The sequence below is a fragment of the Parabacteroides chongii genome, from assembly GCF_029581355.1.
Classification (GTDB): Bacteria; Bacteroidota; Bacteroidia; order Bacteroidales; family Tannerellaceae; genus Parabacteroides; species Parabacteroides chongii.
In genome coordinates this window covers 3,184,836-3,208,644 of sequence record NZ_CP120849.1, presented here as the reverse complement: position 1 = coordinate 3,208,644, position 23,809 = coordinate 3,184,836, and the positions used below count along the sequence as shown (strand labels likewise).

23 protein-coding genes and 2 tRNA genes are annotated in these 23,809 nt (G+C 44.0%); 4 read left to right on the top strand and 21 right to left on the bottom strand.

Going from position 1 to position 23,809, the window contains the following annotated elements:
• Positions 1-3: 3 nt before the first annotated feature.
• From P3L47_RS11810 to hisH, 8 genes are all read right to left on the bottom strand, one after another.
• Positions 4-807: a hypothetical protein gene (locus tag P3L47_RS11810; RefSeq protein WP_122360778.1), complete on the bottom strand. Its 804-nt coding sequence runs from the start codon at positions 805-807 to the stop codon at positions 4-6.
• A 241-nt stretch (positions 808-1,048) separates the two neighbouring features.
• Positions 1,049-2,206 carry a diaminopimelate decarboxylase gene (gene lysA, locus P3L47_RS11805; RefSeq protein WP_122360779.1) on the bottom strand — a complete coding sequence of 386 codons (1,158 nt, stop codon included), beginning with the start codon at positions 2,204-2,206 and terminating at the stop codon, positions 1,049-1,051.
• 80 nt (positions 2,207-2,286) lie between these two features.
• Positions 2,287-3,603 (bottom strand): aspartate kinase, encoded by a 1,317-nt coding sequence (locus P3L47_RS11800; RefSeq protein ID WP_122360780.1) that lies wholly within the window; start codon positions 3,601-3,603, stop codon positions 2,287-2,289.
• 65 nt (positions 3,604-3,668) lie between these two features.
• Positions 3,669-4,346: a cell division ATP-binding protein FtsE gene (locus tag P3L47_RS11795; protein ID WP_122360781.1), complete on the bottom strand. Its 678-nt coding sequence runs from the start codon at positions 4,344-4,346 to the stop codon at positions 3,669-3,671.
• Between the two features lie 6 nt (positions 4,347-4,352).
• Positions 4,353-4,949: a bifunctional phosphoribosyl-AMP cyclohydrolase/phosphoribosyl-ATP diphosphatase HisIE gene (gene hisIE / locus P3L47_RS11790; protein ID WP_122360782.1), complete on the bottom strand. Its 597-nt coding sequence runs from the start codon at positions 4,947-4,949 to the stop codon at positions 4,353-4,355.
• Positions 4,950-4,962: 13 nt separating this feature from the next.
• Positions 4,963-5,718 (bottom strand): imidazole glycerol phosphate synthase subunit HisF, encoded by a 756-nt coding sequence (gene hisF / locus P3L47_RS11785; protein ID WP_122360783.1) that lies wholly within the window; start codon positions 5,716-5,718, stop codon positions 4,963-4,965.
• 22 nt (positions 5,719-5,740) lie between these two features.
• Positions 5,741-6,460, bottom strand: a complete 720-nt coding sequence (hisA, locus tag P3L47_RS11780) for a 1-(5-phosphoribosyl)-5-[(5-phosphoribosylamino)methylideneamino]imidazole-4-carboxamide isomerase (protein WP_277780901.1) — start codon at positions 6,458-6,460, stop codon at positions 5,741-5,743.
• A gap of 5 nt (positions 6,461-6,465) precedes the next feature.
• A complete protein-coding gene (gene hisH, locus P3L47_RS11775) occupies positions 6,466-7,056 on the bottom strand; it encodes an imidazole glycerol phosphate synthase subunit HisH (protein WP_122360785.1) in 591 nt (196 codons plus the stop codon).
• A 297-nt stretch (positions 7,057-7,353) separates the two neighbouring features.
• Here hisH and P3L47_RS11770 point away from each other — a divergent pair.
• Positions 7,354-7,427 (top strand) — tRNA-Asp (locus tag P3L47_RS11770).
• Between the two features lie 32 nt (positions 7,428-7,459).
• A tRNA-Asp gene (locus P3L47_RS11765) sits at positions 7,460-7,536 on the top strand.
• A 65-nt stretch (positions 7,537-7,601) separates the two neighbouring features.
• Here the strand turns inward: P3L47_RS11765 and P3L47_RS11760 are convergent.
• Positions 7,602-8,354 carry a GNAT family N-acetyltransferase gene (locus P3L47_RS11760; protein WP_277780900.1) on the bottom strand — a complete coding sequence of 251 codons (753 nt, stop codon included), beginning with the start codon at positions 8,352-8,354 and terminating at the stop codon, positions 7,602-7,604.
• A gap of 664 nt (positions 8,355-9,018) precedes the next feature.
• Here P3L47_RS11760 and P3L47_RS11755 point away from each other — a divergent pair.
• Positions 9,019-9,630 carry a hypothetical protein gene (locus tag P3L47_RS11755; protein ID WP_277780899.1) on the top strand — a complete coding sequence of 204 codons (612 nt, stop codon included), beginning with the start codon at positions 9,019-9,021 and terminating at the stop codon, positions 9,628-9,630.
• A gap of 61 nt (positions 9,631-9,691) precedes the next feature.
• Entirely contained in the window at positions 9,692-9,991 is a 300-nt protein-coding gene (trxA, locus tag P3L47_RS11750; protein ID WP_122360786.1) for a thioredoxin, read from the top strand.
• An 84-nt stretch (positions 9,992-10,075) separates the two neighbouring features.
• Here the strand turns inward: trxA and P3L47_RS11745 are convergent, their stop codons facing one another.
• The 12 genes from P3L47_RS11745 to P3L47_RS23760 form a co-directional block, all read right to left on the bottom strand.
• A complete protein-coding gene (locus P3L47_RS11745; protein ID WP_277780898.1) occupies positions 10,076-10,855 on the bottom strand; it encodes a BFO_2992 family lipoprotein in 780 nt (259 codons plus the stop codon).
• A gap of 46 nt (positions 10,856-10,901) precedes the next feature.
• On the bottom strand, positions 10,902-12,158 hold the full coding sequence (locus P3L47_RS11740; RefSeq protein ID WP_277780897.1) for a porin family protein: 1,257 nt from the start codon (positions 12,156-12,158) through the stop codon (positions 10,902-10,904).
• A gap of 9 nt (positions 12,159-12,167) precedes the next feature.
• Positions 12,168-12,695 (bottom strand): RNA polymerase sigma factor, encoded by a 528-nt coding sequence (locus tag P3L47_RS11735; protein ID WP_122360789.1) that lies wholly within the window; start codon positions 12,693-12,695, stop codon positions 12,168-12,170.
• A 155-nt stretch (positions 12,696-12,850) separates the two neighbouring features.
• Positions 12,851-13,183: a heavy-metal-associated domain-containing protein gene (locus P3L47_RS11730; RefSeq protein ID WP_277780896.1), complete on the bottom strand. Its 333-nt coding sequence runs from the start codon at positions 13,181-13,183 to the stop codon at positions 12,851-12,853.
• 39 nt (positions 13,184-13,222) lie between these two features.
• On the bottom strand, positions 13,223-15,433 hold the full coding sequence (locus P3L47_RS11725) for a TonB-dependent receptor plug domain-containing protein (RefSeq protein WP_277780895.1): 2,211 nt from the start codon (positions 15,431-15,433) through the stop codon (positions 13,223-13,225).
• A 225-nt stretch (positions 15,434-15,658) separates the two neighbouring features.
• Positions 15,659-16,096, bottom strand: a complete 438-nt coding sequence (locus tag P3L47_RS11720) for a hypothetical protein (RefSeq protein ID WP_277780894.1) — start codon at positions 16,094-16,096, stop codon at positions 15,659-15,661.
• 47 nt (positions 16,097-16,143) lie between these two features.
• Positions 16,144-17,625 (bottom strand): glycoside hydrolase family 10-like protein, encoded by a 1,482-nt coding sequence (locus P3L47_RS11715; RefSeq protein WP_277780893.1) that lies wholly within the window; start codon positions 17,623-17,625, stop codon positions 16,144-16,146.
• Positions 17,626-17,732: 107 nt separating this feature from the next.
• On the bottom strand, positions 17,733-18,686 hold the full coding sequence (gene trxB / locus P3L47_RS11710; RefSeq protein WP_122360794.1) for a thioredoxin-disulfide reductase: 954 nt from the start codon (positions 18,684-18,686) through the stop codon (positions 17,733-17,735).
• A 52-nt stretch (positions 18,687-18,738) separates the two neighbouring features.
• Positions 18,739-19,413 carry an outer membrane lipoprotein periplasmic chaperone LolA1 gene (lolA1, locus tag P3L47_RS11705; protein ID WP_277780892.1) on the bottom strand — a complete coding sequence of 225 codons (675 nt, stop codon included), beginning with the start codon at positions 19,411-19,413 and terminating at the stop codon, positions 18,739-18,741.
• A 33-nt stretch (positions 19,414-19,446) separates the two neighbouring features.
• Positions 19,447-21,978, bottom strand: coding sequence for an FtsK/SpoIIIE family DNA translocase (locus P3L47_RS11700; protein WP_277780891.1), 2,532 nt, complete (start codon positions 21,976-21,978; stop codon positions 19,447-19,449).
• A 207-nt stretch (positions 21,979-22,185) separates the two neighbouring features.
• Positions 22,186-23,637 carry a sulfatase family protein gene (locus P3L47_RS11695; protein WP_277780890.1) on the bottom strand — a complete coding sequence of 484 codons (1,452 nt, stop codon included), beginning with the start codon at positions 23,635-23,637 and terminating at the stop codon, positions 22,186-22,188.
• Between the two features lie 6 nt (positions 23,638-23,643).
• Entirely contained in the window at positions 23,644-23,736 is a 93-nt protein-coding gene (locus P3L47_RS23760) for a RagB/SusD family nutrient uptake outer membrane protein (RefSeq protein ID WP_427910507.1), read from the bottom strand.
• Between the last annotated feature and the right edge of the window lie 73 nt (positions 23,737-23,809).

Here is a 23,809-nt window from a genome sequence, read left to right as displayed (position 1 = left end):
CCCTTATTCAACTCTTTCACTAAACGAAATCAACATCGGCTCCGTCGTACTCCACAAACAGGCTGTCGTATCCTTATTATATGCCGAAGCGTAATTTATTGCTATAGAAAGTCCTTTTTCTCCCTTTTCCTCTTCCTGTACTTTCGCTTTATCAAAGAACTCCTCGATATTGAATGCATTTGTAATCAAGACCTTTACAGTCTTTTCAGTTTCGGTTGTTCCTTCACCTTCTTCTTTATTATCATCACCGCTGCCTTCTTCCGGCTTCGTCACTTTCTTTATAGCCCGAAGGTAGAGATTGTAAATCCGCTTCCCCTCCTCTATGGTATACATCTTTTCCGGATTATAGCTGAGCATGAAACTATCCTGCTGAGATTCCGTCTCCGTATGATTGGACCATAAGAACAGACGTCCTTTGATATAGGCCTTGCGGCCCAGTAATGATTCCGTCAGGACTTCGTTATTCAATATCTTTGTCGTATCCGTCATCTGGCTGTCCAAAGGCCATAAAGGTACACTGACCGGTTGTTCAATCAGCTCGATGGACAGACTGTCCGTGCCTTGCAACTCCGGAGCTGCAGAATCGAATGAGTATTCTATCAGAAAACAATCGCCGGTATCCCCCGTTACACTCAGGTTTGAGCCATAAAGGAAACGACCGCCATCCACATAAAACCCTTTGGTCGGACGTGACTGATAGACAGCTTCCTGCTCTCCCACCGTTATCCGGGTATTCGTATCTCCGAGACAAGAGGAGAACATCAGCAAACAAATCATGAGTATGCTATATAACTCTTTCTTTTTCATCACATTCTATCTTTTATAAACATTCAAGATTTATCACACCCCACATCACGGGATCGTACAAAGGTAGTAAAAAAGGAAACACTACAAATAAAAAAACAGGAAAAGAGAAAGAGCCTCAATGGTAAAGCAGACTGATAGCTCTATTGTGTTACAAGGGATAGCACTATTGTGTTAATAGGAGCAGCACTATAGTGTTAAGATACCTGACACTATAGTGCTGTTTAAACTTCTTATAAGATAATTAAATCGTATCGGAATAGTACGCCTTCGGAAGCTGGCGACAGTTATATTGGGAGGCCATCACCTCGCCGTAAGCACCGGCTGAACGCAAGGCGATCAGGTCACCGCGGTGTGCCTTATTCAGCTCGACATCTTTACCGAATACATCGGATGATTCGCAGATAGGCCCTACTACATCATACAGTTCGACCGCTTCGTCACTGGATATATTCTCGATCCGGTGATAGGCATCGTACATGGCAGGACGGATCAGTTCGGTAAATCCGGCATCCAGAATGGCAAACTGTTTTGTCTCACCGACTTTAACATACAGAACCTTCGAGATCAGTGTCCCGCATTGGGCAACGACCGAACGGCCCGGTTCGAAATGTACCTGCTGACCGGGACGTACTTTCAGCAATTTATTGAATACGGCAAAGTAGTTATCGAATGCCGGGATAGGCAGATGGTTCGGGTGATAATAATCGATACCCAATCCGCCGCCGAAGTTCAGATTCTCTATTTGAATACCACGGGCTTCCAACTCTTCCTGTATCTCGTTTACACGGATAACCAGGTTACGGAATGCGGACATATCCGTGATCTGCGAACCGATATGGCAATGGATACCGATCAGTTTCACATGTTTCAGTTTCGCCAGGTTATCCAGCACCTGTCCCAGCTGGCTCAGATTGATACCGAACTTATTTTCTTTCATTCCAGTGGTGATCTTCGCATGGGTATGGGCATCCACTTCCGGATTGATACGCAGGGCAACCGAAGCCACTTTGTTTTTAGCGGCAGCCAGTTCGTCGATGATATCCAGCTCGACAGCCGATTCCACATTGAAACAGAAGATATCGTTGTCCAGTCCCAGGTTGATTTCCCAATCGGCTTTACCGACACCGGCAAAGACCACTTTACCGGCAGGGAATCCGGCATTCAGGGCAGCCTGCACCTCACCACCGCTCACGCAGTCGGCCCCCAGACCGTTCTCCGCTATAACGGACAGGATACGCGGATTGGCATTTGCCTTGACTGCATAGTGTACATGATAGCCGTATTTACCGGCTTCATTCTTCACCATATCCAGTGTATCCTGCAACAATTTTACATCATAATAATAAAAAGGCGTAGGAAGTGCCTTCAGTTTATCTATCGGGAATGTTCCTTTGAGCATAATAAGAGAATTGAGAATTGAAAATTGAGAATTGAAAATTAGTTACCATCTATTAATTTTCAATTCTCAATTCTCAATTTTTAATTATTAAATAGGTGATCGCTTAACGCCTGGAGCGCTTTCTTCTTGTCTGCCGACTTGATCAGCAGCGACACATTGTAGTTGCTGCCTCCGTAGGAGATCATACGCACCGGCACATCCTTCATCGCCTGGACGATACGGGCTTCGAAGCCGACGTTATCCCATTCCAGGTCGCCTACCACACAAACAATCACCATATCTTCATCCACCGTAACCGTACCGTATTTCTTCAGGTCGTCTACGATTTCTTCCAGATGCTTGCGGTTGTCAATCGTTACCGATACACCTACTTCCGAAGTGGTAACCATATCGATCGGTGTCTGGTAGTTTTCGAAGATTTCGAATACCTTACGCAGGAAACCGGTAGCCAGCAACATACGGCCGCTCTTTACCTTGATGGAGATGATATTATCTTTTGCCGCAACAGCCTTGATCTTTCCTTTTTCCGTTTCGTTGGAGATCAACGTTCCGGGAGCTTCCGGCTGCATGGTGTTCAGCAGACGAACCGGGATATTGTTCAGCTTGGCAGGCAAAATACAAGTAGGATGCAGGATCTTCGCACCGAAGTAAGCCAGTTCTGCTGCTTCTTCGAAATGCAGGTTGCGAACCGGTGATGTTTTGTCAACGATACGCGGATCGTTATTATGCATACCGTCGATATCCGTCCATATCTGGATTTCTTCCGCATTCACAGCCGCACCGATCAGGGAAGCGCTATAGTCGCTGCCGCCACGCTGCAGGTTATCGACCTCGCCGTAGGCATTCCGGCAGATATATCCCTGAGTGATATATAAGTCGGCATCTTTATGTTCGTTCAGCTGTTTTACCAGACGTTCCTTAATATAAACGGGATCCGGTTCAGCATTCTTGTCCGTACGCATATATTCCAAAGCAGGAAGCAGGACGGAGTTCACGCCGGTTTCATTCAGATACAGGTTCATCATACCGGTAGAGATCAGTTCTCCCTGAGCCAGCACGACCTTTTCTTCAAACAAGGTGAACAGGTCTTTCGTGAAAGTACGGATATAATCGAAATGAGATTTTACAAGTTCTTTGGCTTTCTGCTTATATTCGTCGGTGCTGTACAGTTCTTCGATATGTCCGTAATATTTCTGCGCAAGCTTATTGATGATTTCATTTGCACCATCCGGATTCTTCTTGTACAGGTAGTCGGATATCTCAACCAACGAGTTGGTTGTACCTGACATGGCAGACAATACGACAATATTACGGTCGCCTGAGCAAATCAATTTTGCTACCTCTTTCATTCTCTGTGCAGATCCCACAGAAGTACCGCCAAACTTTAAAACTTTCATTTTCTTTTCCTATAATTAAATTGTTTGTTCCTTGCTATTTTGCGTGTGCAAAGTTACATAAAAAATCATTCTCCGACATCACCGAGGCATGCATTCTCACATTTTACTATACGGGCGGGATAATTATGTACCAGTGTATAGTTATGCGTGGTCATAATCACCGCCGTACCTTTCTGGCAAATATCATGCAGAAGCTGTACGATCTGCCCGCTTGTTTCCGGGTCCAGATTACCTGTAGGCTCGTCGGCCAATATAAGTTCAGGGTCATTCAGGAGTGCTCTTGCTATCACGATACGCTGTTGTTCGCCGCCCGACAGTTCGTGCGGCATCTTATATCCTTTGGTCTGCATGCCTACCTGATGAAGCACCTCTTCGATGCGTTCTTTGATCTCGCTCTTTTTCTTCCATCCGGTCGCCCGCAGGACGAACTCCAGATTTTTGATCACCGAGCGGTCGGTAAGCAACTGAAAATCCTGAAAAACAATACCCAGCTTACGGCGAAGATAGGGTATGTCCTTCCGTTTCATCTTACAGAGATTGTAATCCAACAGCCAGGCATCGCCCTGACTGATCGGGATTTCGCAATACAAGGATTTCAACAGACTGCTCTTTCCGGAGCCTACTTTCCCGATTACATACACAAACTCCCCGTTACGCAAGGTAAAAGAGGCATTATGCAGTATGACATTTTCGTCGCGACAGATTTCTACGCCTTCCAGTCTGAGCAGTGTTGTATCTTCCATAGCAATTTATCCTTTATGTCTTTTCTTTAATTCGCGTGCCAGATCTTCCAGACGAAGACCTTTGCTGGTCAATAATACGATCAGATGATAAACCAGGTCGGATGCTTCATAAATAAAGCCTTCTTCTGTTCCGTTGGTTGCTTCGATCACGGTCTCGACAGCTTCTTCCCCTACCTTCTGCGCCATACGGTTCACTCCTTTCAAGAACAAGGAAGTGGTATAAGAACCTTCCGGCATCTCCTGACGGCGCTGTTCGATAAAGTCCTGCAGATATTTCAGGAACATGATGTCTTCCTTATTCTTTTCGCCGAAACAAGTATCAGCTCCTGTATGGCAAACCGGACCGGCCGGAATAGCCTTGATAAGGATGGTATCGTTATCGCAATCCACCATCATACTCACCACCTGCAAGGTGTTACCGCTGGTTTCACCTTTCATCCACAAACGGTTCTTCGTACGACTGAAGAAGGTTACCTTGCCTGTTTCCTTTGTTTCTTCATAGGCTTCTTCATTCATAAAACCCAGCATCAATACTTTGTTGGTATTGTTATCCTGAACGATTGCCGGGATAAGTCCGCCCATTTTTTCAAAATCTAATTTCATCTTATTCTTGTAATTATATTCTTACATTGATTCCTTCTTTATTCAGATACTGCTTCAGGTCGGCTATGCCGATCTCCCCGAAATGGAATACGCTGGCAGCCAGCGCGGCATCCGCTTTTCCTTCTGCAAAGGTATCACGGAAATGTTCCATCTTGCCGGCTCCTCCCGAAGCGATGACCGGAATATGCAGGTTGTCAGCCAAAGCCGAGAGTGCCTCATTGGCATATCCGTCTTTTACACCGTCGTGCGTCATACTGGTGAACAGGATCTCGCCTGCTCCGCGGCTTTCGGCTTCAGAAGCCCACTGATAAAGATGCTTCTCCGTCGGGATACGGCCTCCGTTCAGATAGCAGAGCCAGTCTCCGTTCTCGTAGTTCGCATCGATGGCGACCACACAGACCTGGCTTCCGAAATTCTTCGCGATCTCTTCGATCAGCGAAGGGTTGCGCAGTGCCGCCGAGTTGATCGATACCTTGTCGGCACCGGCACTCAACAGACGGTCTACGTCTTTCAGTTCGTTAATGCCGCCTCCCACCGTAAAAGGGATACTGATATTAGCGGCTACTTTTTTGACCAGTTCAGTGAAGGTTTTACGGCCTTCATGCGAAGCGGTTATATCCAGGTAGACAAGCTCGTCGGCTCCCTCCCGGCTGTATTGTGACCCCAGTTCGACCGGATCGCCTGCGTCGCGGAAGTTCACAAAATTAATTCCTTTTACTGTTTTTCCATCTTTGATATCCAGACAGGGTACTATTCTCTTGGCTAGCATACGTTGATTTCTCCTCCTCTTTTCAGGTAAAACGAAGCAGATCCTTTAATTCGATCTTTCCTTCGTAGATGGCCTTGCCGAAAATTACCGCCGGTATTCCTGCTTCAGCCAGTTTTTCTATATCTTCAATCGAACTGACTCCTCCGCTGGCTATGATATATAGAAAAGGGATTGCCTCCCGTATCTCCTCATACAATCCGATAGCCGGTCCCTGTAACATGCCATCGCGGCTGATATCCGTACAGATCACTTTCGTGATTCCCTTGTCGTAATACTCCCGGATGAAAGGGATCAGTTCTTTATCAGTAGTCTCTTCCCACCCGCTGATGGCAATCTTTTTCTCTTTCGCATCAGCTCCCAATATAATCTTTTCGCTTCCGAACTTCCGGATCCAGGAAGTAAAAACCTCTGGATTTTTTACCGCTATACTTCCACCGGTCACCATCTGGGCACCGCTTTCGAATGCGATCTCCAAATCATCTTCCTGCTTCAGACCTCCGCCGAAATCGATCACCAGAGAGGTGCGTGTAGCCAGTCTTTCCAATACGCGGTAGTTGATGATCCGTCCCTGACGGGCACCATCCAGATCAACCACATGCAAGCGACAGATACCATGCGCTTCGAACATCTTCGCTACTTCCAGCGGATCTTCGTTATACACTTTTTTCGTATCATAGTCGCCTTGCGTAAGGCGTACACATTTGCCATCAATCAAATCTATAGCTGGGATAAGCTCGATCATATATCTTACAATTTTAGAAAGTTCCTCAGAATCACTTCACCGACTGAACCGCTCTTCTCCGGATGGAACTGCGTTGCATAAAAATTGTCTTTATGCAGCGAAGCACTGAACGGTTGAATATAATTCGTGGTTGCAGCCGTATATTCATTTACCGGTACATAATAACTATGTACGAAGTAAACAAATTTGTTCTCCAATTGTGCGGTAAATAAACCGTCTTTAACTTGTGTGATCGTATTCCATCCCATATGGGGCACCTTGTCCTCATGGCGATGGGGCACGAACTTCTTTACTTCCGCATCAAAAATCCCCAGGCATTCTGCATCTCCTTCTTCAGAATGACGACACATTAATTGCATACCCAGACAAATACCCAGTACGGGTTGTTTCAGATCCTTAATAACAGCATCCAGTTTATGTTCTTTCAGATAATCCATGGTAGTCTGTGCTTCCCCTACACCGGGGAAAATTACCTTATCTGCTTTACTTAATACTTCCGGGTCGGCTGTAATCACTGGACTTACACCTAATCTTTTCAAGGCATAACTCACTGAGTAGATATTTCCGGCATTATACTTAATAATGGCGACGTCCATTTTCTTTCTCCGTTTTCTTTTTTATATTGAGTTGCAAAAGTAACAAATTATCATAACATATTCCCCTTTGGTTTATGAAAAGTTGCCAAACAGTGTAGAAATGTGACAAACCTGTTTTAAATTGCCGGATAGAGAACTCCGTTACTTTTGAAAACAGTGAAAAAAATTTCATTTCTTAACCTGCTGCATATCAGCCATGATTAAAAAAAAGACATATTTTCTTTACCGAAGGTATTGCAGAATTGAAAATAATACTTACCTTTGCACCGCAATCGAGAGAGATTGATAATGAAAAGAGGTTCGGTAGTTCAGTTGGTTAGAATACATGCCTGTCACGCATGGGGTCGCGGGTTCGAGTCCCGTCCGGACCGCCTCTTTTAATTATTATTTCCTTATTTGTTTTGGTTCGGTAGTTCAGCTGGTTAGAATACATGCCTGTCACGCATGGGGTCGCGGGTTCGAGTCCCGTCCGGACCGCCAATAAAGCCTGTTAATCATATGATTAACAGGCTTTATTATTTCTACAAAATATATAAATCCTAATTTTACTTTTTGAGTATTCTCATTAAGCTGGCAGCATCCTGTAATAAATTCACCGTCTCAAAATGTCCTTTATAAAACACTGCCCAGTTGTTGAAAACACAAGGTAGCTCCTTAGCTTTTTGTAGGGTATCCACTTGGATGAAAGATACAGGAACATCATTCGTTTCACAATACTGTCTGACAATCCCGATTTTTTGATCGATATAAGGACACTGCACATCATAATAAATTGTCAGTTCTTTGTTTTCGATTCCCTGTTTCTTTACATTATGTGCAAACGTCGGCTTTATTCCGTCAAAAGAGAGTGCCAGCAATTCATATCCATTATCGGTAACATCAACAGTCTCAAAGCCAAACTTCTTCGCAAACGACTGGTCGGAAAGCCAGGATTTTTGTTTTTTTGCTCCTAGCATACAAATACCGGATTTACCCTTTTCTTTAGCATCGGCTATACAATATTCCATCAGCGACTTCCCATACCCTTTCCCTTTGTAACTACCCAAAGTCCATAAGCAATAGATATAATAATAATTATCACCCGTTATGGGAACCCAGGCTGTTTCCAAAGGGGCATACTCTATAAAAACCGTGGCCTTTGCATTCAACTTTCTAAAGACATGACCTTCATTCAGCCGTTCAGAAAGCCATTGCCGCTTTGCCTCAACACCAGGATGGCGCTTTTTAGTACGGATAATGCAACACAAATGCTCATCTGCAAGATTGTCTGTTGTTAAGTTTATAAATTCTGTATCCATATATATCTTCATTTCAAATTAGATATTATCAATTAACAGGAGCTGGTCGTAGTTATGTCACTTTATTATTGTTGACAAATTATGACGTGTAAATGTAGTGAATTTATACGGATCACTTCAACTTTACCCGACATTTGGCTATAACACGGTTTATTCATACAAAGTAAACAAAACATCAGCGGAAAGATTATATAAGGCTATCGCCATTTTTCAGTTTTAAAAGGATTCAAAGAAGACATTTCATTTTGCCTGGCAAATCAGGCAATCTTCCCTATCCCCGTATTACTGAAAACTGCCTATCTTTTTTCAGTGTTTACACAGACAATAGTTTTCAGTTACAAATACAATTGTATTTGTAACTGAAAAACAATTGCTTTTGAACACAAATACAATTGTTTTTATAGACGGAAATCAATTAAAAAAACTTCCGGAAAATCGATTATTATTCCTATTGGGTCCCATTCAGTCCATTCGTTCCATATCCTCCTCCTATCTTTGTAAAGTATTTCAAGAGAATAGCACCGGTAAGTTCGATTAATCTTCCACCTGTATCACATTGGCATCATTTATAAATAACCTTAAAACCACATACAAATTTACATTTAATTCATTGATATGCAATTATCTTATATACATTTGCAAACAATCAATATTCATAGAGGCCATGAAGAATATAATCGGATCGCTATTTTTACTATTATCTGTTTTTTTGTTTATTGCATGTAGTAAAGACAATGACGAAGAACTAATCGAAGAAAAACAATATGAATTTAGTTCTATCATGTGGGCTTTGCAGGAAGGTGACGGAGAAGAGCTTTTTGAAATAAAAACACCTGAACAGGTTTTCCGTAATACAGGGAATACAACAAAAGACATTGTTATTAATTCATCTGAAAAAGTAGAAGAATCCTCTCAGTTTTTCATTGACGAAAATATATTGCCTTATTTGCCGGAAGAAGAGATATCGATTGCTTTTCCTGATGTATTCGAATTGCTATCTTCTGAATACAAATATTTCATTGGAGATAGAAAAGCACCTTTCAAAAATGAAAAAACACCTCTTCCTCCAAACAGAACAACTACAGAAACAATATCATTAGCTCCCTCATGTGAGTTACGAAACAGCTCAACTTTTACAATGAAAAAGATAAAAGCGACATATCGAATCCGTTTTGTTGAGAAAGAAGGTATTGATAGCTATGAGAAAGAAGGCAAATGGGAAGGTGTATTTATCGTTTTTGAAAGCAGCGAAACTGTTATTAATGAAATAAAATAACCGGCTTCATCTGTTCGATGAACAAGCATTACATTCCAATTGTTATAAATAGAAAAACAATATGGAAACTTTCAAAGATATTATAAACGGAGATAAACCTGTATTAGTAGACTTTTTCGCCACTTGGTGTGGTCCATGTAAAGTAATGAGCCCGACAGTTGAAGCATTGGGTAAGGAAGTGGCAGGGCAAGCACGTGTCCTGAAAATCGATGTAGACAAAAATGAGGCTGTAGCCAATCTGTATCGGATTCAATCCGTTCCGACATTGATCATTTTCAAGAAAGGTGAAATAGTCTGGCGTACTTCCGGTGTTGTGGAGAAAAGAGTTCTCCTAGAACAAATACAGAAGTTTAAAAATTAGTATATAGCAGAAATATATTACAAAATCGGCATGTGTAGACGATACTTTGGTGTTCGTTTCACACATGCCGATTTGTTTATTTTATCAATTCGTTGTTTCCTTTAAAATAGGAAAACCCATCAACTTTGATGTTCCCCAAGTAGCAGCAGTTGTATCCTTATTAAACTCTTTAATATAATTCAGACGAATATACAAAGCGTCTTGATTATCTGCTTTTTCTTTCGACTTCAACATTTCAATAGCACTTCCTGCTCTAAATACATAGTTCAAAGTATTAGTACCTACAGTACCCTTTCCGTCAGCCTGCTTAACAACACGCAAAAAGAAATCGTACACTCTCTTTCCTTCCACTTCTTTTGGTGTTTGAGATGGATCATATTGTAACTCATACATATTCTTTTGATCCGACGATATATTGGGATGGCTAGAACTTAAGAAAAGATAATTTTTTACTGTACCACAACCATAACCTGTACCATCAGAACTGATCACAGAGGCATCCATAGTTGTAATTTCATTTTTTCTAATATCTGCCGTATCAACAGTTGTCACCAACAAACCTTCGTCCAGCTTATTATAACCAGCCACTGTTGCTGTCAAATATTTATTTGTTCCACTGTTCATTGGATCATCATAGTTTATAGTATAAGGAAAAACTATACAATCCCCTGTAGTCAATGATTCAAATTGAGGAGAATAAAGTGCCGTATAATCATTCACATAAGCTAAATTCTTCATGGCTTCCATTGAAAAATCAACCACTCCGATTGCCGCTCCCGATTGTTCATTATTTCCCCCGTCCAAACAAGAGGTGAATAAAAGTGCAGCCATAGCCATCACCCCTAAAAACTTTAGTTTCTTCATTTCTGTTTTTTTATTTTTATGTTATTAGTATTTGTTTCTTATTCGATTAAAAACCTAACCGGAAACCGGCCTGCAGATTTACATTAAATGGTTTCTCAGAACGAACGGTTTCGATGGAACTTCCGTTATCGAAGTAATAATCCGCTCCCACTTCAGCATAAAGGCTTACGAAACGGAGCAGCGGATAACTGACACCGGCACGGGCATTAACAGACCACATCCATTCTTTCATCCGGATATGTTCAGACTCTTTTTCGTATAATTCTTTATGCATATATTTTTTCGTAACCAATTTACCAGACACATTCACTTCTGTCATGACTCCTGCAGCAGCATACACCTGGAAACGTTTCCACTCTGCTATTTTATAAGACAAAGACAACGGTACACCTATAAAATGGAGCTTTTGACTCGTTTTATTATGATAGGTATCGGTTGTTTCCCAAGAAGAAGACAATAAAGAATAATTCAGACCGGTAACTAAAGCAAACCGATTATTCAAAGAATAACTTACCGACATACCCACAGAAACCGGTGTCTTATGCTTCACGTTCGTTCTTCGAGTTGAATTCTCAAAATTAGCAGAATTCAGGAATAACAACTCCTGATCTGTCAACGATGTATTCTTCAAGACATATGTATTCAACGAATTACTTGTCCCTGTAGTAACACTACCGCCTCCCATTCCGAATCCCCAACGACGCGGAGAAACAGTCTTCTCTTTCTTACCTGCCGGAGCAGCGTCTGCTACCAACGAACGGGGATCATTAGCAGAACCTACTTCCGGATGATCCTGTACAACATCTTCTGTTTCAACCACATCAGTTTCATCCGAATGTATTATTACTTCTGCTTTCTCCTCCATATCATCATCTGAAGAAATAACAGCAGGTTCAGTATCGGCAACCTTTACAGCCGCCTTATATGTTTCACGCACCACCGGTTGTTGCACTTTAGCTATCGGTGTTGCAGGTATTTGCTCTTCTACAGGCTGTATGGCAGTAACCGGTACTTCCGACTCTTTTGCCAGCTCTGTTTCCATTTTCTTTGTTTCCTGTTCGATCCTGTCAGCAACCGGAGGTGGCTCCTTCTCTGATCTGAACAAATAAACGCCACTTGTTATCATCAACAGCGAAACAACCGCTGCCGCAGCCCAGTAGCGCAAAGTCCGGCGGAAAGGTACCGGTGCTTTACCCGGCAAACGATCGGCTATAGCCTCCCAGTCGCCCGGCATTGTCTCCTCCTCAAAATCATACAATTTCGAGCGGAACAAATCATCTATTGTATCTCTTTCCTTTTCCATTCTTTCCTCTTAATACAAAGCGTTAATCCTCTTTTGCAACATCTGTTTGGCGCGCGTGAACTGTGAACGTGACGTACTCTCCGTTATATTCAGCATATCACTGATCTCCTTATGCGAATATCCTTCGATCGCGAACAAGTTGAATACGGTACGAAAACCTGCCGGCAACTCCTGCACCAGCTTCATCAACTCCGCCGCCGACATATCCGAGATAACGGAACCAGCCGGCTGTATCAATTCAGCCGTGTTATCCAAGTCTGTCGATTCGCGCAACACATCTGATTTACGCAAATACTCCAATGCACAATTTACAAAGATCTTACGCATCCATCCCTCAAATGAACCAGTTCCCGAAAAAGAGTCCATACTGGTAAAAACTTTCACGAATCCATCCTGCAACAAATCGCGGGCAGTCTCCCTGTCGTTCACATAACGCAGACAAACTCCCATCATCCTGCGGGAATACCTCTCGTAAAGCTCTTTCTGAGCCAGCCTGTCCCCCTTCCTACAACCATTTATCAGTTGTGACTCGTCCATTACAAATATAATGATGTTATTCTCGTGCAAAACGCTGCATGTTTCATGAACTTTTTTTCATAAAAGAGGCGGACACATAGATCCGCCCCATACAGGTATGCTTTGCAAAGATAAGATGTTCTGCTGAATTTTCGTGTTAACGAAATACAGACTGCTTAATTTTTTTTCGCAGGACTGACCGGACAACCGGCACCGTCGTCTACCGGCACTGCTTCCATGCCTATCTTTTTAAAGGCTGAAGCTAATTTCGTTTTCGATGTCTTATCCGTCTTGTAAGTGACCTCTACCGTACGGGTTGTCAGGTCGCACTTCATATCGGTCACTCCCTTTTCGAACGAGATATTCTTTTCTACCTTTTTCTGGCAATTGGCACATTCCATTCCTTCCACGAAGAAAGTAACTTTGTCCTTTTTCTTTTTTGCATCTTGTGCATAGGCCGAAGAAAAAGTAAATACGGCGCAGATTAATGCTACTACAAACTGTTTCATAATGTATCTGTATTAATTGGTAAATAATTCATCTGTAATTTAATCACGACTGATGTTGAAGCGCAAGCCGGCATATATTTTCCGTCCGTGAACCGGTCCCCAGACCATCGAACCGTCGAAGTTCTCCCCTCTCGGATTTCCGGCGTCTATAATAGGATGGGATTGTTTATAATCAAACAGGTTCTCCGCACCTAGATAAACAGACCATCTGCGAAAATACTTTGTAATTTGCGCATTCACAACTGTATATGCGTTAAAGTCGGGTTCCCACAGCGGATTTGTCGCATCCGGTGTCGGCATCCGGCCTCCTCCGTTGAACTGGCCGGTCAGGTCGAACTGCCATTTCTTCAACGGTGTTTGATAGGAAGCGGTCAGCAGCCCCTTGTAATCGCTGACCAGCGGCTTCTTCAATCGCTGCGTTACGCCTGCAGCATTCCGGTAATCGGTTTTTGCATCCGTATAACGGTATGCGGCTGTCAGGGTAAATCCGCGGAAAAAAGGATAGGTAGCCTCTACCTGAAAACTGTTCGAATAAGATTTGCCGTCCAGGTTATAAAAGCTCACGGCATGAGGATCGCTGTCCATATCGACTACGACCTGTTTCCGGAAATCAGTGTAATACCATTCTCCGTTAAGCGTCAGTTCTTTACCGAACAACGGGATGTAGAAAGCCAGATTGACTCCCGCATTCCAGGCTTCTTCCTGATCCAGATTGTCGGCAATATTCATTTTACGGCTACTCGACAGCAGGAAGTTATTCTCTGCAAGTATATTCGCCGTACGGAATCCTTTACCGGCAGAAGCACGGACATGGAACCAGTCGAACGGGTTATACTTAATATGTACGCGAGGCGTGACAAAGAAGTCATACAAAGAGCTGTAATCAGCCCGGATACCACCCAACACAATCAACTTGTCATTCAGATTATACGTATATTGCACATAAGCTCCCGGCACCACTTCCGTCCGGTCAAAAACATTGCGCACTCCATTCTGCAACAGGTTTTCATCGAAACCGTCATAATTCATACTCAGACCGGTACTCAGGCTATGCGCCGGAGAAAACTCTTTCTCGTAAAGCAGGCTCGCATACACATTGTTCTGATACACATTGTAAGGAGTACGGTCATACATGGATTTCTGCTCATGGTAGGAACCCGAGAGGATCAATGCTACACTTTCCACTTTCTCCTTGTCAATAATATAGGCTTGTTTTGTATACAGTTCCGCCCGGTTCGTATTCAGATGCACCTTGTAAGGATCGGTAAAATCATGATGTTTGGTGGCTTGTCCCCCTGTACGGCTTTCGTGCAGATAACGGACACCATACTGGGCGACGTAATTATCCAGTTTATGATACCAGCGGTTCATCAGGTTGACCTGTTCCCGCAACGGCGTATCCAGGAAACCGTCGTCATTGCCGTCATGCTGCTTCTTATCATTTGAATAATGCACCAGCAAACCGGTAGAGACCTTGTCATTGATATGCCAGGAAGCATCCGCATTCCCCTCATAACGACCTGCATCACTACCGAACAGGTTCACGGAAAAGATATCTGCCGTCGGCGGTTTCTTAAATTCCACATTGATCTGACCCGCCAATGCCTCATAGCCATTCTTTACGGAAGAAGTCCCTTTAGAAACCTGGATACTTTCCATCCAGGCACCAGGCACATAATCCAGTCCGTAAAGAGAAGCAGCCCCGCGGAAATTCGGATAATTCTCGGTCAGCATCTGAACATAAGTTCCTGCCAGTCCCAACAATTTGATTTGCCGTGCTCCGGTTGCCGCATCCGCATAGGAGACATCGACGGACGGGTTTGTCTCGAAACTCTCTGCCAGGTTACAACAGGCGGCACGGCACAGTTCGTCGTACGTGATCTTCTGCGTCTGCAGGACACTGGTTCTTGAAGCGATCGTACCCATCTTACGTTCGCTGATCACGACCTCTTCCAGGGTGACTTCCCCTTTCAGCTTTATCATCAAAGGCTCGTCTACATTCGTAACCGATAAGATAAAAGTCTCATAACCGATATAACTTACGACCAGTTTATTCGCGCCTTCCCTTGTTTTCAGTTTGAAAGCACCGTCTACATCGGTCGTCGTCCCTTGCTGGGTTCCTTCCCAATAGACATTCGCTCCGATTATCGGTTGGTCATTATCATCAAATACATGCCCTTTTACATCTTTCGCCTGGGCAGAGAGGGCGAAGAATAGTATAAATAGAGTAATATAGAGTTGTTTCAACATTGCTTTACATTTTGATTCAGTAATAAGGTATACCCAAGATTGCAATCCTGCTTATGAAAGACTACATGATCCTAAGTAAAAGGTTTTGCCATAAGCATGGCAGAGCTTTGCCATCATATTGGCACTGTTCTGCCATCGTATTGGCACTGTTCTGCCACGAGCATGGCAGAGTATAGCCAACAGCATGACACAGTTGTGACATTACGGAAAGGTTATCAGGATGATCTAAATCAAAAGTGAAGTAAGCAAATACAGGTAGACACGCGGACAGACCACAGGCGGTCCATCCTGCTCCTGTGAAATGTATTCTTTCAGGAAAGGAACCAAAACCAGTGAGGCTAACGGAGAAGCAAACGACAAAAGGTCGGTCACTGCCGGTTGTAATTCTACTATCGGATTATTGGAACTGCTCCAATCGAAGCTGATCCGCTCCATGTCACAGCAGTCTTCTTCGCAGCAACCGGAGTCGCATGCCGAAACCTCATCCGCAGTGCTGCAACAGCTATGCTCGTGCACATCACAACAAGTATCGTTCAGCAATACGACTACCCCTTCCGTGCGGCAATCGCCACAGCAATAGGTAATCAGGTTCACCCCGGCACCTCCATAAAAAATAAGAGACGCCAAAAAGACGATAAACAGATATGTGACAGCATTTTTCATTCAACGCAAAGATAGTGCTTTCACATATCCACTCCTAATCGTTAATATTATTTAGGAAATTTGGATAAGTAATAATAGGTTTCCGGAGAAGGCAGCCCTTCTATATGGTAGCGGGTAGATGCCGAAACACTGAAACTGTAACCTCTCTCCTCATTCGCTCCTACAGGAAGATACAAAACAGTATCCCTGACTCCTGTTGCCAGCATGGATTTGGCAGATGCCGTATCGATCGAATCCGTCAACGAATAATAAACAGTATAGGTAAGATCCTCCTTTTCCTCCGCCGGTTTCTGCCAGGATAATTTCAATTCATCTCCCTCCCGTTCCACACGGATATCACCAGGTGAAGCGGGAATACGATCATTCAACCAGGTCAGCGGTACTAATTGCGCCGGATATTTATAGTAATTATCTTTCAGTTCATCATACAGTCCCTTCGTATTATCCAGCACATTCGCGCAACGGAAAAAAGCAGCTCCCGCACCTCCGTAATAACGGCTGTAGTCTATCTGATCGGTAATGTCATTGACTGTCCAGTCCGCTTCCGACTTATCCATCCGGTAAGCACCCAGTCCCGGAACGACCAGGCGTCCGTTGCAGTTCTCCACCCAGTTGTCGACAAAAGGGAAAAAATTGTCATGCAGATAGTACATCATCGGTACGATCATGTCCTGTTTTCCTTTCTGCATCCACATTTTAGGGTCTTGGAAAACACTTTCATACGCGGTCCATCCGGCATTGGGGACCCGTTCGATACGATTGTATTTACCCAGCGGCGAACTGCTGACCTGCACCCAGGGCTTTGCCGCTTTTACCCAGTCGTAAATGCGATAGACCATCTTATTGATATTCTCACGCCGCCAATCAGCCAGTCGGGCCGATTTCCCATATTTCTTATGGACTGCTTTGTCCGGAAAGCTCTTTGCCTGTTCAGGATAACGGATATAATCGAACTGGATGCCATCGATATCGTATCCGTTTACCAGCTCTTTTACCATTGATAATATATAATCGGCAGTCTCCGGCACTCCGGGATCGAGATACCATTCACCGTTATGCCGTTTGCAGAGTTTCGGTTTACGTTTCACAACGGAAAGTTTTCCCTGTTCCTTGACCGCTTTGTCCGTACCGACAGGAAATGTGACAAACCAGGCATGACACTCCATTCCACGCTTGTGACATTCTTCTATCGCAAAAGCCAGCGGATCGTATCCGGGCATTGTGCCGTATTTACCTGAGAATGTTTTCGAAGCCGGTTCAATAGCCGAACGGTAAATAACGTCCCCCCGCAGGCGGACCTGCAAAAAGACAGCATTGAAATTCGCATCGGCGAGCCGGTCCAGGATAGTACATAATTCCTGTTGCTGGGCTTTCCTGCCGGCTTCGGTTGTCGCCGGTCTTTTGGGCCAGTCCAGTCCATAAACGGTAGTCAGCCAAACCGCACGTATCTCATGTTTCGGAGATTCTACTGCACGGACAGCTCCTATTATCAATAAAAATACAGGTAATAACAACAAAACTTTCTTCATACCACTCCCTCTACGATATTATTTGGGGGACAAAAATAATACATCTATGCATGATACATAGATGTATTACCTATTATTTTTCTGCTAATTAGCTTAAATAGCAGACCTTATTTTCCTACTTCTGACAGGTAACGTTCAGCTTCAATGGCTGCCTTACAACCACTGCCTGCTGCGGTAATCGCCTGACGATAGTGCGGATCTGCCACATCACCGGCAGCAAAGACTCCGGGAACTTTTGTACGCGGTGTGTCGGGAATTGTTTTGATATAACCGATTTCATCCGTTTCCAGCCACGGTTTGAATATATCAGAGTTCGGTTTGTGTCCGATAGCCAGGAAAAAGCCGTCGATAGCGATATCCACTTTTTCTTCGTCCGGTTCACCCATACGTTTTACCAGGTGGGCACCTTCCACACCGTTTTCACCAAACAGGCCGATTGTATTATGTTCGAACAGCACCATAATATTCGGCGTATTGAACACACGTTCCTGCATCACTTTCGAAGCACGCAGATACGATTTACGCACGATCAGATAGACCTGTTTAGCCAATCCAGCCAGGTAAATAGCTTCTTCACAAGCCGTATCGCCGCCGCCGACTACTGCTACCACTTTCTTACGATAGAAGAAACCGTCGCAGGTCGCACAGGCAGAAACACCCATTCCGGCATATTTATGTTCGTCGGGAATACCCAGGTATTTGGCGGTTGCACCAGTGGCGATGATCAATGTTTCTGTTTCGATCACCTTCTCACCGTCGATCGTTATTTTGTAAGGAGCTGCGGAAAGATCAGTCGCCGTAGCAATACCGAAACGGATATCGGCACCGAAACGCAGAGCCTGCTGTTTCAGGTCTTCCATTAACTCCGGACCAGTGATACCTTCAGGATATCCCGGGAAATTTTCTACTTCCGTAGTTGTTGTCAACTGGCCGCCCGGTTGAATGCCTTCGTATAAGACGGGAGACAGATTAGCACGTGATGCATAGATAGCTGCTGTATATCCAGCAGGACCGGAACCTATAATCAGGCAACGAACCTTTTCATTTATTGAATCGCTCATAGTTTTTATGTTAATTGAATAGATACTAGAAACTTATTTTATCGCTTATATTTTAACGCAGGTCGATCACTTCGGCATCCGGATAATCGCTTTCCTTAAAAACAAAAAAGTCATCCGGTTGGTTTACCCCCGTCTTCAAATTACTGATATGAATCGTACTACTGATGCCATTCTTTGCCTCAACCTTGATCTTCGCCGGAAAATTGGACGACTTCTCGATCTGCAGTTCGACCTTCAGGATGTCGCCTTTCTTTTTAGGCGTCAGTTCGATATCATAAGCTGACTTTCCGCTGGAAGCCGTGCTTTCACCGATATATTTGGGGGTAAAACCTTTCTTATACATTCGCAACAACAGAGCCGGATTGGTAAATTGCAGTTCTTCGCCCGTCGGCGTACTGACATTGACTTCTTCGTTACGTTCCACATAAGACCATTGAGTCGTTCCGTCAAACCAGGTGGTCATATCCGGAGTGACCAATGTAAATTTGTCTCCTTTCATATGGATCGTTCCTTCGAAACTCTCGGAGACCTTCTGAACATCCGAACGGGTATTCAATGTAAAGGAGGCAGAAATCCCATTCGAGTTCTCGTAAGCACCGGCAGCCTTATCCAAAATGGAAACGGCATTCTGCGCCCGGCTTGTTACCCGGATACCGAAAAGAAGGCAAGCCAACAATCCGAAAAGAGCAATCGCTCTCCATATCTTTATCTTTTGTTCTCTTTTCATAGGAGTCTACTTTATTAAGAGGTAATAGAGATCTTATTTCAACGAATTCAGCAACTGTTCCAAATTATATTCATCCTGGATCAATACCTGACGAGCTTTACTTCCTTCAAACGGTCCGACGATACCGGCAGCTTCCAACTGGTCCATCAGACGGCCTGCACGGTTATAACCGATAGCGAACTTACGCTGGATCAGCGATGTCGATCCCTGCTGCTGGATTACGATCAGACGGGCTGCCTCATCGAACAACGGGTCACGATCGGACAGATCGACTGCTCCCGGAGCTTTGTCTTCACCGCCTTCGCCCACATATTCAGGCAACAGGAAGGCTGTCGCGTATCCAGCCTGGGCAGATATATTGTTGACGATCTGTTCCACTTCCGGCGTATCGACAAAGGCACACTGCACACGATTGGTATCTCCGCCCTGCGAGAACAGCAAGTCACCACGACCGATCAACTGGTTGGCTCCCGGAGCATCGAGGATCGTACGCGAGTCGACCATCTGCATCACACGGAATGCCATACGAGCCGGGAAGTTTGCCTTGATAATACCGGTAATGATATTGGTAGAAGGACGCTGCGTGGCAATGATCATATGGATACCGACAGCACGCGCTTTCTGTGCGATACGGGCAATCGGTGTTTCGATTTCTTTACCGGCCTGCATGATCAGGTCACCGAACTCATCGATGATCACTACGATGAACGGCATGAACTTATGTCCTTTTTCCGGATTCAGATGACGGGAAACAAACTTGGCATTATATTCCTTGATGTTACGCACATGGGCTTTCATCAGCAATTCATAACGGTCGTCCATTTCCTTACAAACGGAATTAAGCGTCATGATCACCTTGGTACAATCGGTAATAACGGCTTTGTCGGCATCGGGCAGTTTCGCCAGATAATGACGTTCCAGATCGGAATAGATACCAAATTCCACCATCTTCGGATCGACCAGTACAAACTTCAGTTCCGACGGATGCTTTTTATATAACAAAGAAGTGATCACAGCATTCAAGCCGACTGATTTACCCTGTCCGGTAGCACCCGCCACCAGCAGGTGAGGCATCTTACAGAGGTCGAACATGAAAATCTCATTCGTAATGGTCTTACCCAAAACGACCGGCAGGTCATATTTGGACTCCTGGAATTTACGTGAAGCGACCACCGACTGCATGGATACGATCTGCGGGTCTTTGTTCGGCACCTCGATACCGATCGTTCCTTTACCCGGCATCGGGGCTATGATACGGATACCCAAAGCCGACAGGTTCAGGGCAATATCGTCTTCCAGGTTCTTGATCTTCGAGATACGGACACCTGTATCCGGAATTACTTCGTACAACGTAATAGTCGGACCAACAGTCGCTTTAATAGAGGCAATACTGATACCGAAACTTTCCAATGTCTGTTTGATTCGTTTCTGGTTCGCCATCTGTTCGTCCATATCGACCTGATGATCGCTTACATCATATTTCTTCAGCAGCTCGATCGGCGGATTGCGGAAGTTGGACAAATCTAATTTCGGGTCGTAATCGCCCAAAGCAGAGGCATCATACACTTCGTCGTCACCGGTCGGAACCTCGACTGTAAAACGAGGATCGCCAGGGAGGTCTTCCGGATCATCCGGCTGATTTTCTGCATTCGGAGCTTCATATGCTTCTTCCTCCTGGGGCACTGTCACCTCAAAGGCTTCGTCATTGGAGATGTTTGAATAAGTTTCTGTTTTCGGCTTGCTTTCTTCGTGACGGGCTGTCTCTATTTCTTTTTCCGTATCGAAAACAAAATCTTCTGTTTCCGGTTTCTCGTCCGGTTGTTCCCCGGTCACCCGTTCGGATATATTTTCTTCAACGGTATCTTCTCTACTGTCTTCAGCTTCGTCCGTCTCCTCCGGTTCTTCCGTCTTGTCTCTCTTCAAACGGTTCTTCAACCATCCGAATGAAAGTATACTTTGCAGGAACGGGATCGTTCTCTTACTGGAAAATATAGCGATGATCAGAAAGACCCCGACTAACAGCAATATAGTTCCGGGAATACCGACATTTGTAATCATCATCTCCGACAGGTAATATCCATGCTGTCCCCCCAGATAAATGAATGTATCTTCATATCCGGTGATAAACACAAAAGCAAAAAACATAGATCCCCAAATCAGCATGGCTGCACAAAACAAGAATCGCTTTAACAGCGATACGCGGCGCAAGTTCATGAGTTTAGCTCCAACCGATCCCAAAAAGAACAGGATCATAAAAGAAGAGATCCCGAACCAGCGGTTCATCAGCAGGTCCGCCAGGACGGCCCCCCTCACTCCGGTCCAGTTCTCGACCGACCCTCTGTTCGTCAGCAGATCCGTTAACGGGACGTTTTCTATTTTACTCTGATCGGCACCTCCTGTAAAGAAGAAGGAAATCAATGCTAATCCGATATAAATAGTTATAATTGCGATTACCAATCCGGTGATGAAGCGGGTACGTTCATTGGTGAAAAACATTTTCATCATCGCGAATTTACCCGGTCCGTTGTTACTATTTTGTTTTGTTGTAGTTGCTTTCTTTGCCATATAAAATCCTCGTTAACCGATATCCGAATATATCCGGTATATCTTTTTTATAACTTGCAAATATACAAGATTATCTCCAAACTGCCACGTAAAAAATATTTTATTCCCGATTGGTTTCTTTCGGGCAACCTTAAAATAAAAAAGAGAGGTTACGCCCAAAAAAATGACGCAACCTCTTATTTTCTCAACTTCTAATCAGGGATCAGTTCAATAAACATACAATTTAGAAGCTTCATCCCAGGACATCTTTCCCGGTCTTCCCATCCAGTAATGCAAATCCAGATTACAGAAGTCGTTATTCTTTTTCATCTCTTCTTTCAAGATACGCTTATAAGCCTGTTTTTTGAAATCGTACTTTGCATCTGCAGCCAGGTTTACCATCTCGTCCGGGTCAGTCTGCAGGTTGAACAACTGTTCCGTAATGACACCATCCACGTTATAAATGATATATTTCCAGCCATCCTTCACCAAACCTCTTTGGAAACTATTATAGGCAAGGAACAACTGATCTCTATGCTTGGTTGCTCCATGCAGAACCGGAAGTAGCGATTTTCCTGTAACAGATGGTGTCGGCTGAATATGCAGCAAATCGCAAAGCGTAGGATAAATATCATACAAATAACAATCGACGTCCTTACTCGTTCCTTTCTCCATACCAGGGATAATCATTGCCATGGGGACACTGATACTATGTTCATATAAATTCTGCTTACCCAAAAGCCCATGACGACCGACAGCCAAACCATTATCGGAAGCAAAGACAATAATCGTATTTTCCAACTCTCCTTTTTCCCGCAAGGTATTCATAATACGACCGATTTGTGTATCGACTTCGCTAATCATGCCATAATAGTCAGCCAAATCCTTCTTCATCATAGCTTCTGTCCGGGGGAAAGGTAATAAGACCTCATCACGGATTTTTAATTCTCCATTATCAAACGGATGCTGTGGCAGGAAATTAACGGGCAATTCCACGTCTTCCGGATTATAGTGATGTCCATATTCCGGATGCTTCATACGCGGATCGTGCGGCGAAGTAAAAGCGACAAAGGCAAAGAATGGTTTGTCATTCTTCTTTCTTTTATTCAGAAAATCAACAGCGGCATCGGCAAACATCTCGGAAGAGAATTTATCTCCAACAAAAGGTTTGTCGTATTTTCCTTCCGGGTCATAATGGTTCAAACGGGGAGCGACATGCCCGTTCGTTTCATAGGAATGCATTCCTCCGAAAAAGATGTTTTCTCCCTGGGCGAATGAACGATTAAAAGCCAATCGGTCAGCATGCCATTTTCCGGTAGCAAATGTCTCGTATCCATTCGAACGCAATAACTCCGGCAATGTGACATGTTGTTCCGGAATCACAGCTCCATCACCACTCACTTCATAGACGCCTCGACCTGTCATTATCATGGCACGACTAGGCATAGATAAGGCTCCTCCCAACGAACCGTTCGTATAGGTATGCGTAAAAGAAATGCCTTGATTGACTATATTGTCAATATTAGGTGATACGACCTGACTATTACCATAGGCATGGATGCAGGTCTTCTGCATATCATCGACAAGGATAAACAGCACATTCTTTGCTTCTTTTCCCTTTGCCCACGCCGAGCAACTCAATGTAGCCAAAGCGGCTACAGAATAAAGAATCTTTCTCATAATTGATTACCAACCTGGATTTTGTTTTAAATTTTTATTAATAACCAGTTCTTCTGTCGGAAGCGGGAAGTAATAATGTGTCTTTTCCTGATTTAGCAAGACACATCTGTTACTCTAAAACAGAAGAACAATAAGTGCTAACGATAAATGATGCTGAATATAATATTTGCTT

Excerpts from the sequence above, each read along its gene's own strand:
- hisA (WP_277780901.1), bottom strand. The coding sequence starts at position 6,460 with ATGATCGAGCTTATCCCAGCTATAGATTTGATTGATGGCAAATGTGTA.
- P3L47_RS11745 (WP_277780898.1), bottom strand. The coding sequence starts at position 10,855 with ATGAAGAAACTAAAGTTTTTAGGGGTGATGGCTATGGCTGCACTTTTA.
- P3L47_RS11755 (WP_277780899.1), top strand. The coding sequence starts at position 9,019 with ATGAAGAATATAATCGGATCGCTATTTTTACTATTATCTGTTTTTTTG.
- lysA (WP_122360779.1), bottom strand. The coding sequence starts at position 2,206 with ATGCTCAAAGGAACATTCCCGATAGATAAACTGAAGGCACTTCCTACG.
- hisF (WP_122360783.1), bottom strand. The coding sequence starts at position 5,718 with ATGCTAGCCAAGAGAATAGTACCCTGTCTGGATATCAAAGATGGAAAA.
- P3L47_RS11720 (WP_277780894.1), bottom strand. The coding sequence starts at position 16,096 with ATGAAAAATGCTGTCACATATCTGTTTATCGTCTTTTTGGCGTCTCTT.
- lolA1 (WP_277780892.1), bottom strand. The coding sequence starts at position 19,413 with ATGAAAAGAGAACAAAAGATAAAGATATGGAGAGCGATTGCTCTTTTC.
- P3L47_RS11725 (WP_277780895.1), bottom strand. The coding sequence starts at position 15,433 with ATGTTGAAACAACTCTATATTACTCTATTTATACTATTCTTCGCCCTC.
- P3L47_RS11735 (WP_122360789.1), bottom strand. The coding sequence starts at position 12,695 with ATGGACGAGTCACAACTGATAAATGGTTGTAGGAAGGGGGACAGGCTG.
- P3L47_RS11715 (WP_277780893.1), bottom strand. The coding sequence starts at position 17,625 with ATGAAGAAAGTTTTGTTGTTATTACCTGTATTTTTATTGATAATAGGA.
- P3L47_RS11795 (WP_122360781.1), bottom strand. The coding sequence starts at position 4,346 with ATGGAAGATACAACACTGCTCAGACTGGAAGGCGTAGAAATCTGTCGC.
- P3L47_RS11700 (WP_277780891.1), bottom strand. The coding sequence starts at position 21,978 with ATGGCAAAGAAAGCAACTACAACAAAACAAAATAGTAACAACGGACCG.
- P3L47_RS11695 (WP_277780890.1), bottom strand. The coding sequence starts at position 23,637 with ATGAGAAAGATTCTTTATTCTGTAGCCGCTTTGGCTACATTGAGTTGC.
- trxB (WP_122360794.1), bottom strand. The coding sequence starts at position 18,686 with ATGAGCGATTCAATAAATGAAAAGGTTCGTTGCCTGATTATAGGTTCC.
- P3L47_RS11810 (WP_122360778.1), bottom strand. The coding sequence starts at position 807 with ATGAAAAAGAAAGAGTTATATAGCATACTCATGATTTGTTTGCTGATG.
- hisIE (WP_122360782.1), bottom strand. The coding sequence starts at position 4,949 with ATGAAATTAGATTTTGAAAAAATGGGCGGACTTATCCCGGCAATCGTT.
- P3L47_RS11800 (WP_122360780.1), bottom strand. The coding sequence starts at position 3,603 with ATGAAAGTTTTAAAGTTTGGCGGTACTTCTGTGGGATCTGCACAGAGA.
- trxA (WP_122360786.1), top strand. The coding sequence starts at position 9,692 with ATGGAAACTTTCAAAGATATTATAAACGGAGATAAACCTGTATTAGTA.
- hisH (WP_122360785.1), bottom strand. The coding sequence starts at position 7,056 with ATGGACGTCGCCATTATTAAGTATAATGCCGGAAATATCTACTCAGTG.
- P3L47_RS11740 (WP_277780897.1), bottom strand. The coding sequence starts at position 12,158 with ATGGAAAAGGAAAGAGATACAATAGATGATTTGTTCCGCTCGAAATTG.
- P3L47_RS11760 (WP_277780900.1), bottom strand. The coding sequence starts at position 8,354 with ATGGATACAGAATTTATAAACTTAACAACAGACAATCTTGCAGATGAG.
- P3L47_RS11730 (WP_277780896.1), bottom strand. The coding sequence starts at position 13,183 with ATGAAACAGTTTGTAGTAGCATTAATCTGCGCCGTATTTACTTTTTCT.